Raw genomic sequence first — 13831 nt, 5'->3', positions numbered from 1 at the left:
GACCCAGACCCTGATCGCGGGCCTGCGTCACCAAGGGCTGAGCGCTCCTTGGGTGATCAAGGGCGCGATGGATCGTGCCGCCTTCAATGTCTATGTCGAAACCCAGCTGGCGCCGACCTTGCGGCCTGGCGACATCGTTATCCTCGACAATCTCAGTGTCCACAAAAGTGCAAAGGCCGAAGCCCTTATCCGGGCGCGCGGGGCCTGGATGCTGTTCCTGCCGCAGTACTCGCCAGACCTGAACCCCATCGAAATGGCCTTCTCCAAGCTCAAGGCGCATTTGCGAAAAGCCGCAGCTCGAACCTTCGATACCCTGTTCAAAGCCCTCCACGACATCTGCAAACTCTTCGAGCCACGCGAATGTCAAAACTACTTCAAGGATGCAGGATATGCTTCATAATATCGGCACGATGCTCTAGTCGGCGGCGAGGTGGACGTGATCGGCACGCCTTCCCCCGATTCCCTCGATTTCCTCAAGCAGCAGGGCATCCAGATCATCTCGGGCCAGAGCCCGATGATCTATGTGCTCTGGCTCAACCACAAGGACGAGCATTTCAAGGATGTCCGCGTGCGCAAGGCCGCCTGCATGGCGATCAACCGCGACGACATGGCAAAGTACCAGCGCAAGGGCCTGGCGCGCCCGGCCTACGGCGTGCTCAATCCCGGCGGTCCGGGCTTCGATCCCGGCTACAAGGACTGCAACTACGATCCCGAAGGCGCCAAGAAGCTGCTGGCCGAGGCCGGTTACCCCAACGGCTTCACCACAAGGATGGACTGGACCTTCGGCGCCGGCGCCGACGTCAACACCAAGGGTGACGCCGAATGGCTGCAGCGCGACTTCGAGAAGGTCGGCATCAAGGCCAGCATCGAGATGTTCGACAACAACACTTTCTGGGAGATGATGTCGAAGGGCATGCGCGAAGGCACCGGCCTGACCTCGGCCTCCTGGGGCGAGAGCACCTTCGCCTGGCTCGACCAGATGGTTGCTACCACCGCCCTTCCGCCCAATTGCTGCAATTCGGGCTATTACAACAATCCCAAGATCGACACGCTGCTGTCGGAAGCACGCGGGTCCGCCTCGGCCGAGGCCATGGACAAGAAGCTGCATGAGGTGCGCGACGCCATCGCCACCGACATGGCCTTCACCTCCTATTACACGGCCGACTCCATCTATGCGGCAAGGCCCGAGGTGAAGGGCTTCGTGCTGGCGCCGCAGCATTGGTTCGACCTCACCGGCATCACCAAGCAGTAGCAACAACCTTCGTCCAGTCGCCGCCGCCGAGATTTCGGTGTTCGCGCATCGACGCCGAGACGGGCAAAGCGCAACGATCCCTCCCCGGCTTCGGGGAGGGTGGGCCGGCAAAGCCGGCTCGGGTGGGGTAGCGTGGCGCTCAGGACTGCCAATTGGTCCATGTCGCGCCACTCTCCCCCATCCGCCGGTGCTGCACACCGGCACCTTCCCCGAAGTCGGGGAAGGATCTCCGCGCTCCATCCGTCCGGGGTCGAGATGCGTGAATCTGAAGGCTCGGTGGGGACGGCCAGATGTGCCAATGAAGGGCTTTGCCATGTCCATCTTCGCCTTTGCCGGCAACCGGCTGCTCTATGCCATCCCGGTGCTGCTCGGCGTGACGCTGGTGGTGTTCCTGTCGCTCCAGCTCATTCCCGGCGACATCGCCCTGACGCTGCTCGGGCGCATGGCCACCGAAGCGCAGCTCGAAGCCCTGCGCCAGCGCCTCGGCCTCGACCAGCCGCTGATCCTGCAATATCTGCGCTGGCTGTGGCACCTCCTGCATGGCGACATCGGCAATTCCGTCTCGCAGCAATTGCCGGTGGTGCAGATCCTGCTGCCCAAGATCCTCAACTCGCTCATCCTGATGGCCGGCAGCCTCGTGATCGTGCTGGCCTGCGGTTTCGGGCTCAGTGTGATCTCGGCCCCGCGCTTCCGCAGCCCGACGGACAAGTCGGTGGTAGCCCTCACTTTGGTGCTGGCCTCGCTGCCGGTGTTCTGGCTCGGCATCGTGCTGCTCTATTTCTTCGGCTTCAAATGGAAGCTCTTCCCGATCTCCGGCATGTACAACATGATCGATCCCGGCGGCCTCGGGCAACTGCTCCATCATATGGTGCTGCCGGCAATCGCTACCGCGGCCTCCTCCATCGCCGTCGTCACCCGCGTCACCCGTTCGCGCATGCTCGACGTCCTCGGCCAGCCCTATATCCTGGCCGCCCGCGCCCGCGGCCTCAGCCGCCGGCAGATCGTGCTGCGCCACGGCGTGCGCAACACGTTGCCGACCTTCGCCAGCATCGGCGGCCTGCAGATCGGCTATCTGTTCGGCGGCGTCATCTTCACCGAGATCATCTTCAACTGGCCCGGAGTCGGCCAACTCCTGTTCGACGCCATCATGCAGCGCGACGTGCCGGTGATCCAGGGCTGCGTGCTCGCCGTCGCCATCGTCTTCGTCCTCGGCAATCTGGTCTCGGACGTCGTCGTCCACGCCCTCGATCCCAAGCAACGGTGAGGCTGCCATGACCGCGGTCCCTTCCCTGGCTCCGGCCAGCAAGCTCTCGCCGCAGCGCCGCGGCAATCTCTATTTCGTCTGGCGCGGCGTGCTCGGCGATCCCGTCGCCCGTATCGCCGCCGGCATCATCATCCTGCTGGTGCTCCTGGCGATCTTCGCGCCTCTTCTCGCGCCCTTCCCGCCCAACGAGGCCAATCCGGCCCTGCGGCTGAAGCCCCCTGGCACGTCGGGCCATCTGCTGGGGCTCGACCAGCAGGGCCGAGACATCCTCTCGCGCCTGATCTATGGCGCGCGCCTCACCTTGATCTCGGGTGTCATCCCGGTGTTCCTGGGGGCGGCCATCTCGATCCCGCTCGGCCTCATCGGCGCCTGGTATCCCCGGCTCGGCGAAGTGATCATGCGCCTGATGGACGTGCTGTTCGCCTTCCCGATGGCGCTGCTCGCCATCATGCTGGCGGCCCTGATGGGCCCGGGCCTGGTCAACATGATGATCGCCCTGGTGGTGACCCTGGTGCCTTACAACACCCGCGTCGTCTATGCCGCGGCCCGCCAGGAGCGAGACCTTGCCTATGTCGAGGCTTCGCGTGCCATGGCGACACCCGATCTCAAGATCCTGTTCGTGGAAATGCTGCCGAACGTGGTGGCAGCCTCCGTCGTCTATAGCTGCACCATCGTCGGCGCCGTGGTGATCACCGCCGCGGGCCTGAGCTTCCTCGGCCTCGGCGTGCAGCCCCCGATCGCCGAATGGGGCATCATGACCAGCGAAGGCCGCAGCTTCGTGTTCGTGGCGCCGCATATCGCCGCCATCCCGGGCCTCGCCATCACCATCCTGGTGATGGCCTTCAACCTGCTCGGCGATTCCCTGCGCGACTCGCTCGATCCCAAGACGCGCCTGCAGCTGGTCAAGCACCGGGCCGCCCCAGCCGATGGCGCGGACAAGGAGCGTTGAGGCCATGCTGACCTTGATCAAGGATGCGCGCGTTCTCACGCTCGACGAAGCCGATGGCGAGCATTTGAGGGCCGACATCCTCATCCGCGGCGACACCATCGAGGCGGTCGCCCCGGATCTCACGGCTGAGGTCACCACCGACGGGGTGCGGGTGATCGAGGCCGCCGGCAAGCTCGCCATGCCGGGCCTGGTCAACGGCCATTTCCATTCGCCCGCCAACTTCATGAAGGGCGCGCTCGACAATTGGCCGCTCGAGCTGTTCATGCTCTACGAAGTGCCGCCCTTGATGCGCGAGGTCGTCTCCGCACGCTTTGCCTATGTGCGCACCATGCTCGGCGCCATGGAGATGCTGCGCCAGGGCGTGACCTCCGTGCATGACGACTGCTTCTTCGTGCCCGTGGTCACGCAGACGGAAGTCGACAATGTCATGCAGGCCTATGAGGATGCCGGCATCAGGGCCACGGTGACGCTCGACCAGCCCAATGTGGTCGAGCACGCCAAATACCCCTTCCTGAAGGATCTGCTGCCGCCCCGCCTGCGCCAGCGCATGGAAGCGGTGCCCCTGATGTCGGACGGCGAGCTGCTCGCGCATTACAAGGGCTTCCTCGAACGCTGGCATGGGCGCGCCGGGGGGCGGCTGCGCTGCGCCGTCTCCTGTTCGGCGCCCCAGCGCGTCACGCCTTCCTATTTCAAGGCGCTCGGCGCCCTCGCCCGCGAACGCGACCTGCCCTACAACATGCACATCCTGGAAACGCGCCTGCAGCGCGTGCTCGGCGAGGTCAATTACGGCAAGTCGCTGATCCGCTATGCCCATGAGAGCGGCGTGCTCAACGAGCAGGCCATGGTCATCCATGCCATCTGGATCGACGAGGACGATCTGGCGCTCCTGGCCGATTCCGGCTGCTCGATCGCCCATAATCCGGTGTCGAACCTCAAGATCGGCAGCGGCATCATGCCGTTCCGGCGCCTGCGCCAGCGCGGCATCAATGTCTGCCTCGGCAATGACGAGGCGGCCACCGATGACGGCGTCAATTTGTGGACCGTCGGCAAGGTCGCCGGCCTGGTCCACAATGTCGCCGACCCCGATTTCGACCGCTGGCCCCTGCCCCTGGAGATCCTGACGGCGTTGACCTCGGCCGGCGCCAGGGCCATGCGCCTGCCCCGCCCGACCGGGCGGCTGGCACCGGGCTGGCAAGCCGACATCATCCTGCTCGACCTCGACAGCTTCGCCTTCACGCCCCTCAACGACCTCAAGCGCCAGCTCGTCTATTGCGAGAACGGCTCCTCGGTCACCACGGTGATGGTGGGCGGGCGGATCGTCGTCGAGAACCGCGGCCTGCTCACCGTCGACGAGGACGCCCTCAAGCAGGAAGCTCGACTTCTGGCCGGCGAATTCGCCGGCTACATGGCTCGCTGCAAATCCGCCGCCGACGAACTCGAACCCCACTACCGGCGCATGTACCGCCAAGCGCTCGCCACGCCGATCGGCCTCAATCGCTGGGCTGGGCCGATGACGCCCTGACTCTCCTTTGCATCTCATCCCGAACGGACCGGAAACCATGACCACCACCAGAGTGAAAGCGCGCTATGTGATCGGCTTCGACGGCGAGCAGCATCGCACGCTCGTCGATGCCGAAGTCGTCTATCGCGGTGATACCATTGTCTTCGTCGGGCGCGGCTATCAGGGCGAGATCGACGAGGAAATCGACGGGGGCAATGCCATTCTCGGCCCGGGCTTCATCGATCTCAACGCCCTGGGCGATCTCGACACCACCATCCTCGCCTTCGACAACCAGCCCGACTGGGCGAAGGGGCGCGTCTGGCCGGAGGACTATCTCGCCGCCGGTCCGATCGAGATGTATTCAACCGAGGAACAGACCTTCAAGATGAAATATGCCTTTGCGCAGCTGGTGCGCAACGGCATCACCACCGCCTTACCGATCACCTCGATGTTCTACCGGCAATGGGCCGAGACCTATGACGAGTTCGCCCGCTCGGCCGACAGCGCGGCCGAGATCGGCATCCGGGCCTATCTCGGCCCCTGCTACATGACCGGCGTCACCGTCATCCGCCAGGACGGCAGCTTCGATACCTTCTGGGACGAGGAACGCGGCCTCGAGGGGCTGGAGGCGGCCAGGGCCTATGTCCGCGCCCATGACGGCGCGCATGGCGGGCTGATCCGCGGCATGCTGGCGCCCGATCGCATCGAGAATTGCACCCCCGAGCTGCTGTTGCGCTCGGCCCGCATCCGCGACGAGCTCGACTGCCCGATCCGCCTGCATTGCTGCCAGGGCATGGACGAGTTCGAGACGATCGTCGAGCGTCACGACAAGACGCCGGTGGAATGGCTGGCCTCGCTCGGCTTCCTCTCCAGGCGCTCGCTGCTGCCGCATGGGGTCTACCTGACCGGGCACAGCAAGGTAGCGCGAACCGGCGACGATATCGGCCTGCTGGCGCAATCCGGTGCCGCCCTGATCCATTGCCCGCTGGTGCTCTCGCGCTATGGCGGCGCGATGGAATCCTTCGCACGCCTCAAGCGCCAGGGCATTCCGATCGGCCTGGGCACCGACACCTTTCCGCCCGACATGGTCGAGAACATGCGCATCGGCATCAGCCTATGCCGGGTCGCCGACGCCGATGTCGCCGCCTGTTCCTCGGCCGATTTCTACAATGCCGCCACCCTCGTGGCCGCCGACGCCCTCGGACGTCCCGATCTCGGCCGGCTTGCCGCCGGCGCCAAGGCCGACATGACATTGTTCGAGCTCGGGGCCTTCGAGCTCGGTCCCATCATCGACCCCATCCAGACCATGATGCTCAGCGGCACCGGCCGGGATTTCAAGACCACCATCATCAACGGCCGGGTGGTGATGCGCGACCGGCAACTGCCGGGCATCGATCTGGAAGACTATCGCCAGCGAGCCCAGGCCCAGTTCGAGCGGCTGATCGACAAATATCCGCTGCGCACCTGGCGCCATCCCCCGGTCGAGGAGATCTTCCAGCCTTCATTCAAATTCGCCTGAGCTGATCGAACCGGTCCTAGCTTTGCGGTTGGGGAGCGTTCGCTTCCTGCCTCAACCAGTCTGTGAACAGGTCGACGGCCGTCTTCCTCACCTTGCGCCGGGGCGCAATGAAGAAATAGGCATTCTGCGTGACGATCGCTTCGTTCGTCAGCCTGACCAGCCGGTTTTGCGCGAGCAGGTCCTCGACGAGCCGGCGCCAGCCAAGAGCGATGCCGTGGCCGTTCAAGGCGGCATAGATCGCTTCCGTGTAGAAACTGCAATGCATGCCCGAGCCCTTGCTCGGCATCGGCACGGAGAACGCCGCAAACCACTCGGTCCAATTGGTCCAGGTGGGATCGGCCGTGTCATTGGTGATCAGGGGATGGCGCGTGAGCTGGGCGAGATGCTCGATCTGACCGATCTCTTGCGCATAGTCTGCGCTGCAGATGGGAAAGATTTCGTCGCGAAAGAGGAATTCGGCGTCCCCATCCGGCCAGAAACCGCTTCCGAAGCGGATGGCGAGGTCGACGTCCTCGCCATCGACCTTGACGGCATTGTCCTGCGTGATGATGCGCAGCCTGATGGCGGGATGGGCTTTCGAGAACGAGGAAATGCGGGGGAGAAGCCAGAAATGGGAGAAGGCGATCGTCGCTGCGATGGCGAGATCGTCCTCCGCTTCCTCCTTTGACCAATCCGAGATCGTCTCGGCGATGAGATTGAAAGCCGTCGTGGCCGTGGACGAAAGCTGCCTTCCCTTCTCCGTCAATTCGACCCGTCTGTGCAGGCGCCGGAACAGGGGAAAGCCGAACATATCCTCCAAGAGATGGATCTGGCGGCTGATTGCCGCCTGGGTAACGCCCAGTTCCGCCGCCGCCCTGGTGAAGCCGCCCAGGCGCGCCACCGCCTCGAAGGCGGTGAGCGCGGTGAGCGGGGGAAGCTTTCGCCGCAGATTGGCCATGGCTCATAGCTCTCGGAAACTCTTGCCCAGGAAGGCGTTTCACAGCCCACGGCAGCATAGAAGGGCAGCGCAGATACGCATTACATTGAGTTATGGCAAACGTAAACATTTATGCCGTTGAGAGGGCGGTTTCATGCGCGCAATATAGGGCCAAATCTGGTGATGAAAACTCATGCTCAACACATTCTCATCTGCGATCTCGCCCCTCCTGGACCAGCGCATGCCGGGCCATGCCCTCCCCGCCGGTCTCTACACGCGCGAGGATGTCTTCAAGGCAGATCTCGACGTGTTCTTTCGCCGGCACTGGATCTATGTCGGCCTGGAATGCGACGTTCCCGAGCCGGGCGACGCCCATGTGATCGATCTCGGCAGCTCCAGCATCATCCTGCTGCGCGACGACGACAGCCAGATCCGGGTGCTTCACAATGTCTGCCGCCATCGCGGCGCCCGCCTGCTGGACAGCGGCACGTCCATCGTCTCCAAGCTCGTCTGCCCCTATCATCAGTGGACCTATGAGCTCGATGGCGAACTTGCCTTTGCGCCACATATGGGCACGGGCTTCGACAAGACCTGCAAGAGCCTCAAGCCAGTCCATTTCCGCTCGATCGGCGGCCTGATCTATGTCTGCCTCTCGGACAATCCCCCCGAAGACATCGGCACGCTCGAAACCGTGATGCGGGAGCGCCTGGCACCCTACGATATCGCCAACAGCAAGGTCGCCTTCCAGAGCGAGATCATCGAGAAGGGCAATTGGAAGCTCACCATCGAGAACAACCGGGAATGCTATCACTGCTCGTCCAATCATCCCGAGCTCTGTGTTTCCTTCATCGATCTCGATTTCGGCTTCGATCCGGCCAGCCTGAGCCCCGAGGACCGGGAAGAGGCCGAGCAGCACCAGGCCCTCTACGAGGCGCGTACCAAGGCCTGGGAGGCCGAGGGCTATCCCTCGGCAGCCGTCGAGCAACTCGTCGACTGCGCCACCAATTTCCGTACGCAGCGCCTCATCATCGCGGGTGCCGGCGAATCCCAGACGCCGGACGCCACTGCCGCCTCGTCCAAGCTCCTCGGCTCGATGACACGCAAGGATCTCGGCGACGTTCATCTGTGGGGCCATAATTGCTGGCATCATTTCATGGGCGACCATGCCGTGTGCACGATGATCATTCCCCTCAGCGCCGACGAGACGCTCGTCCGCACGAAGTGGCTGGTGCACAAGGACGCCGTCGAGGGCCGCGACTACGATCTCGACAAGCTCACCAGCGTGTGGGTCGCCACCAACGAACAGGACGCGCAACTGGTCGCCCGTTCCTATTCGGGCGTCGTCGACCCCGCCTATGAACCCGGTCCCTACTCCCCCTTCACCGAGGGCCAGCTCGACAATTTCGTCACCTGGTACATCGATCGGATGCGCGCCAATGGCTACTGACAGCTCGTTGCAGACTGGCGCTGGTATGGATGTTGCCCTGCACGCCGAAGCATTCGACCAGCTCCTGTGCGTCGATGTCCATGACGAAACGCATGACGTGAAGAGCTTCACCTTCCTGTCCCCCGACGGCAAGGCTTTCGATTTCGAGGCAGGCCAGCATCTGTCGCTGGAACTGGAGATCGACGGCCTACCTGAAAGCCGTTGCTACAGCATGTCGTCCTCGCCGACGAGGCGGAAGGCCATCACCGTTACCGTGAAGCGCACCGAGGGCGGCCGCGTCTCCAACTGGCTGCACGACAATCTGGTTGCCGGCATGACGGTCAAGGCCATGGGGCCGCTTGGCGCCTTCGTGCGGCCGGCGACAGCGCCGGCCAAGCTTGCCTTGCTGTCGGGTGGCTCGGGCATCACCCCGCTGATGTCGATCGTCAGGGACATTGCCGACTCCGCGCAAGCCGCGGACGTGGTCTTCGTCCATGCGGCCAGGACGCCCCGCGATCTCGTCTTCCGTGACGAGCTCGGCGTGCTGGCGAACCGCTTGAAAGGCCTGCGGCTCATCCTGCTTCCCGAGCAGGTCACCGGCGAACCATCCTGGCCGGGATTGACCGGGCGGTTATCCAAGGCATTCCTGTCGCTGGCCATTCCGGATCTCGCGGATCGGGTCATCATGTGTTGCGGCCCGGCGCCCTTCATGCAGGCTGTCCGCTCCTTCAGCGCCGAATTGGGAAGCCCCGACCAAAATTATTACGAGGAGAGCTTCGACGGTGCCGGCGTCGATGAGCCGCCAGCCGAAGTCCTGCCGCAGGCGAGAGCCTTCAAGGTCGAGTTCGCCAAGCAGTCGCGCACCATCGAGGTGGCCGACGGGCAGACGGTGCTGTCGTCGGCCAAGAAGGCCGGCATCCGCCTGCCCTCCTCCTGTGCCAACGGCCTGTGCGGCACCTGCAAATCCAAGCTCGTCAGCGGCAGCGTCGACATGCAGCACAATGGCGGCATTCGCCAGCGCGAAGTCGAGGCAGGCTTCTTCCTGCCTTGCTGCTCGAAGCCGCTGAGCGACCTGGTGATCGACAGATAGCCCCCCGGTGCGGATCCTACCGACCGCAATGGCCGTGCCGATCGCAGACATCCTTACCCATAAGTGCTGACCATACGAGGATGTTGCCGAATTGGACTGTCGATCTCCAGATCGATAGTCCTGGAAATGGCGCGCTTGCCGAAAGACCTCTGAAAGAAAGATGTCGATTCGGGGATCGACACGCCAGCGCCATGGCCAAGGATGCCTGCGATCCCGGGAAGAGGCGATTTCGGTCCAAGATGCTACAATGACTTGAGTACCTTCCCATCCGGAAGCGGGAGGGCATTCATGTGTGTCCATCGCAGTCCTGGTTTGCCGCGTCCCGGCAATGGGGCACTATCAGGGTCGACAAGGCGCCCGAATGTGGTTGCAGATCTGTACATTTATGTCTACTAAATCGACATAATTGACGCTATGCTCGACATCTATGTGCATTTCGCCTGATCGCCGATTTGCCGTTTGATTGGGGGCGTTTCATGGAGCAGGTTTTGGGCGAAACGGGCTGGCGGGGCTCGGCAGAAGTCTGGCTGGAGGCGGCCTATGAACTCCTGCTCGAATCCGGGGTCAGTACGGTCAAGATTCTGCCTCTGGCCAAGAAACTCGGCCTGTCGCGTACCAGCTTCTATTGGTTCTTCAAGGATCGCGAGGAACTCCTCGGCGCCCTCATCGCGCGCTGGCGCGACAAGAACACCGGCAACCTCGTCAAGCAGGCGCAGGCCTATGCCGAATCGATCGCCGAGGCGATGCTCAATGTCAATGATTGCTGGATCGACAAGACCCTGTTCGACGCCCAATTCGAATTCGCCGTACGCAGCTGGGCTCTCGAATCCTCGGACATCCTCGCGGAAGTGAGGACTGCCGACCAGATCCGCCTCGAAGCGCTTGCGCAGATGTTCACACGGTTCGGCTACACCGCCATCACGGCCGACGTGCGGGCCCGGACGACCTATCTCACCCAGATCGGCTATATCTCGATGCAGACGCAGGAAGATGTCGGCGTTCGCATGAAGCGCATTCCCGAATATGTCGAGATCTTCACCGGCGTCCGGCCTGAACAGCGCGAGCTCGATCGCTTCCACGCCAGGCATGACTTCAAGCCATAACTTGTTTCGGGGGCCAATCAGCCCGGGGCTGCCTCAGGGCCGGTTGCCCGCCTGCAACGCCCAGAAGGCGAATAGCGGCGTGTCGAGCGAGCGCATCGCATGCCTGATACCGGGTCTGTTGTAGAACGAGCCGCCAATCCCAGGCGAAAACCAGTCTCCCTCCCCCTGCCGGAACTCGCCGTCCGACAACACCAGATAGACCTCCTCGGGGGCATGGTCATGGTCGGGATAGCGTACCTTCGGCGCCATCAGCGACACGCCGAGCCAGACGTCCCCGCGTTCCTCAAGGCCACCGGGGCCCAGAAGCATCGCATTGGCGTGCCCGTCCTCGAAATTGGTGCTGGCCGTGCTGTCATTGTTCGGACGTCGGCGCCATTGGAGGTCGGGCTCGACCGCCCTGAAGCATTCCAGCAGCCTGACGAGCGTCGTGTGGCCTGTTTCGAGCCCAAGAGCCTGATCGAGATGCTCGCAAGCCGGAAGGCGAGCGCCAGCGCCTGCTCTTGCCTCCCTTGGCTCTTCCAGCACCCTGAAGATCTCTCCGATGGACCGGCGTGCCTCGGGGGCCTGCGCGAATTGACCGAAAGCCTCCCGGGCTGCATCGACGAAATTCTGAAGGACCATGCTCCGCTGCGTCATCGAAACCCTCGCGATCAAATATCCTTGGCCAGCCTGAGGCCATCATAGATGGCCGCATGGGTATTGCGAGCAGCAACCGCATCACCGATGCGGAAGAGCTGGAACTGGCCCTCCCCGTTGCGAACCACGGATTGGGGCTGGCCGGCGATCAATTGCTCGTAGGACATCTCGCCGAGATTGCTCGAGGACGGCTTCAATTCGAAATAGAGGTCATCGAGCGGGATCGTGCCGTGATTGACGACGATCTGGTCGAAGCTGCGCTGCCTGACAATGCCGCCATAGTCGCTGCCGATGTGGGCAACCAGCTGGTTTCCCGCCTTTTCGACGGCAAGCAGGCGATAGGTGACGGTGAAGGTGACATCCAGCTTCTGCAGGGAACGCATATAAGGCACGAGGTTCATCGCCATGACCTCGGGCGCGAAAGAGCGGTCCGGCGTCATGATCTCCACCTTCGCCCCGGCCTGCGCCAGGATCTCGGCAGCCTGCAAGCCGGCATGGTCGCCGGCATCGTCGAAGATGAGCACGTTGGAACCGGGTTTGACATCGCCGGAGATGATATCCCAGGCGGAGACGACGAGCTCGTTGCCCTTGGAGAGCACTTCCGTATGCGGCAGCCCGCCCGTGGCGACGATCACCACGTCCGGCTTCTCGGCCCCGATGCTGTCGGCATCCGCCCAGCTGTTGAAATGGAAGGTCACGCCCAGCTTCTCGCACTGGCTCATGCGCCACTCGATGATGCTGATCATTTCCTTGCGCCGCGGGCTCTGGGCGGTGAGCCTGACCTGCCCGCCCGGCTTGCCGGCAGCCTCGAAGACGACGACCCGGTGCCCCCGCTCGGCAGCGACGCGGGCCGCCTCCAAGCCCGCCGGACCGGCGCCGACGATGGCGACGGTCTTGCGAACTGCCGCCGGCTGCAGGGCATGCGGCATGGTCAGCTCGCGGCCGGTGGCCGGATTGTGGATGCAATAGGCGGCTCCGCCCTGATAGATGCGGTCGAGACAGTAATTGGCGCCGACGCAGGGCCGGATGTCGTCCTCGCGTTTTTCGATGATCTTGCGGACCAGATGCGGATCCGTCATGTGGGCACGTGTCATCCCGATCATGTCGACCTTACCGGCGGCGATGGCGTGACGTGCCGTGGCGACATCCGGAATCTTGGCGGCGTGGAAGGTCGGAAACTGCGTAGCAGCGCGGATCTCACCCGCGAAATCGAGATGCGGCGAGTTCGCCATGCCCTGGATCGGAATGACATCGGTCAGCCCGGCATCGGTATCGATATGGCCGCGGATGACGTTGAGAAAATCGATCAGGCCGCTGTCCTTGAGGCGGCGTGAAATCTCCAGCCCCTCTTCCTTGGTCGTGCCGCCTTCCAGCTGCTCGTCGGCCGTGTAACGCACGCCTACGATGAAGTCGGGCCCGACCCGTTCGCGAATAGCCTTCAATACGTCGAAGCCGAAGCGCAGGCGATTTTCGAGCGATCCGCCATAGGGGCCATCCAGTTCGTTGGTGAGCGGTGACCAGAACTGGTCGATCAGATGGCCGTAGGCCTCGAGCTCGATGCCATCCATGCCGCCGGCCTTCATGCGCTCGGCCGCGTCGGCGAAATCCTTGATGATGCGCGCGATGTCCCAGTCTTCCAGCTTCTTGGGAAAGGCGCGATGCGAGGCTTCCCTCTGGTGGGACGGTGCCACGACAGGCAGCCAATCGCCCTTGTCCCAGCGCGTGCGGCGGCCAAGATGGGTGAGCTGGATCATCACCGCTGCGCCATGCTCATGAACGGCGTCGGTCAGGTCCTTGAGCCAGGGGACGATCTCGTCTCTGTAGGCGAGCAGATTGTTGAAGACCGGCTGGCTGTCCTTCGAAATGGCGGCGGATCCCGCCGTCATGGTCATGGCGACCCCGCCCTTGGCCCGCTCTACGTGATAGGCCCGATAGCGCTCCTTCGGCATGCCGTCCTCGGGATAGGCCGGCTCATGCGAGGTCACGATGATGCGATTGCGCAGCGTGAGATGCTTGAGCTGAAAGGGTTGCAGGAGGGGATCGTTCGACATGGCTCGGTGTCCAGCGTTGCATATGCGTCGAAAATGCTAGGCAGAATGTACACCAGTGTCAATCATGAGCTAACGAACCAGTCATGTTTTTTGACAATGGTGTACATTTTTATTGCTTCTAAAC

General features: G+C 63.2%; 11 protein-coding genes and 1 pseudogene. 9 read left to right on the top strand and 3 right to left on the bottom strand.

All coding sequences use genetic code 11. The annotated features are described in order from the left end of the window. The 6 genes and pseudogenes from ACTJKX_RS34460 to ACTJKX_RS34435 all read left to right on the top strand — a co-directional run. Nucleotides 1–400: transposase (locus ACTJKX_RS34460; protein ID WP_440725774.1), on the top strand; the 400-nt coding region annotated here is incomplete at its 5' end. 21 nt (nt 401–421) lie between these two features. After that, nucleotides 422–1252: pseudogene (locus tag ACTJKX_RS34455) on the top strand (ABC transporter substrate-binding protein); the annotation flags it as partial. A gap of 313 nt (nt 1253–1565) precedes the next feature. Next, nucleotides 1566–2516, top strand: coding sequence for an ABC transporter permease (locus ACTJKX_RS34450; protein ID WP_394312232.1), 951 nt, complete (start codon nt 1566–1568; stop codon nt 2514–2516). A 7-nt stretch (nt 2517–2523) separates the two neighbouring features. Next, nucleotides 2524–3465, top strand: a complete 942-nt coding sequence (locus ACTJKX_RS34445; protein ID WP_394312233.1) for an ABC transporter permease — start codon at nt 2524–2526, stop codon at nt 3463–3465. A gap of 4 nt (nt 3466–3469) precedes the next feature. Continuing rightward, nucleotides 3470–4987 (top strand): amidohydrolase family protein, encoded by a 1518-nt coding sequence (locus ACTJKX_RS34440; protein WP_440728075.1) that lies wholly within the window; start codon nt 3470–3472, stop codon nt 4985–4987. Nucleotides 4988–5024: 37 nt separating this feature from the next. After that, entirely contained in the window at nt 5025–6485 is a 1461-nt protein-coding gene (locus ACTJKX_RS34435) for an amidohydrolase family protein (RefSeq protein WP_440728074.1), read from the top strand. Between the two features lie 16 nt (nt 6486–6501). On the opposite strand, the gene ACTJKX_RS34430 is transcribed toward ACTJKX_RS34435, so the two are convergent. Then, entirely contained in the window at nt 6502–7422 is a 921-nt protein-coding gene (locus tag ACTJKX_RS34430; protein WP_440728073.1) for a LysR substrate-binding domain-containing protein, read from the bottom strand. Between the two features lie 172 nt (nt 7423–7594). Here ACTJKX_RS34430 and ACTJKX_RS34425 point away from each other — a divergent pair, with 172 nt between their 5' ends. The 3 genes from ACTJKX_RS34425 to ACTJKX_RS34415 all read left to right on the top strand — a co-directional run bounded on the left by ACTJKX_RS34425 (nt 7595) and on the right by ACTJKX_RS34415 (nt 11020). Then, the gene (locus tag ACTJKX_RS34425) at nt 7595–8848 is read left to right on the top strand and encodes an aromatic ring-hydroxylating oxygenase subunit alpha (RefSeq protein ID WP_367624482.1); all 1254 of its coding nucleotides are present in this window, start codon (nt 7595–7597) and stop codon (nt 8846–8848) included. Further along, nucleotides 8838–9917: a 2Fe-2S iron-sulfur cluster-binding protein gene (locus ACTJKX_RS34420; RefSeq protein ID WP_440728072.1), complete on the top strand. Its 1080-nt coding sequence runs from the start codon at nt 8838–8840 to the stop codon at nt 9915–9917. Before ACTJKX_RS34425 ends, ACTJKX_RS34420 begins: the two co-directional genes overlap by 11 nt. 476 nt (nt 9918–10393) lie before the next feature. Further along, a complete protein-coding gene (locus ACTJKX_RS34415) occupies nt 10394–11020 on the top strand; it encodes a TetR/AcrR family transcriptional regulator (RefSeq protein ID WP_440728071.1) in 627 nt (208 codons plus the stop codon). A gap of 33 nt (nt 11021–11053) precedes the next feature. Here the strand turns inward: ACTJKX_RS34415 and ACTJKX_RS34410 are convergent, their stop codons facing one another. Continuing rightward, nucleotides 11054–11656 carry a dimethylsulfoniopropionate lyase gene (locus ACTJKX_RS34410; RefSeq protein WP_440728070.1) on the bottom strand — a complete coding sequence of 201 codons (603 nt, stop codon included), beginning with the start codon at nt 11654–11656 and terminating at the stop codon, nt 11054–11056. Between the two features lie 14 nt (nt 11657–11670). After that, nucleotides 11671–13707, bottom strand: a complete 2037-nt coding sequence (locus tag ACTJKX_RS34405; protein WP_440728069.1) for an oxidoreductase — start codon at nt 13705–13707, stop codon at nt 11671–11673. Nucleotides 13708–13831 lie beyond the last annotated feature (124 nt).

The sequence above is a fragment of the Labrys sp. 22185 genome, assembly GCF_052045555.1.
In the GTDB taxonomy this organism is placed as follows: domain Bacteria; phylum Pseudomonadota; class Alphaproteobacteria; order Rhizobiales; family Labraceae; genus Labrys; species Labrys neptuniae.
Note: the sequence above shows the minus strand (reverse complement) of the source record. Positions and strands in the feature narration are given on the sequence as shown.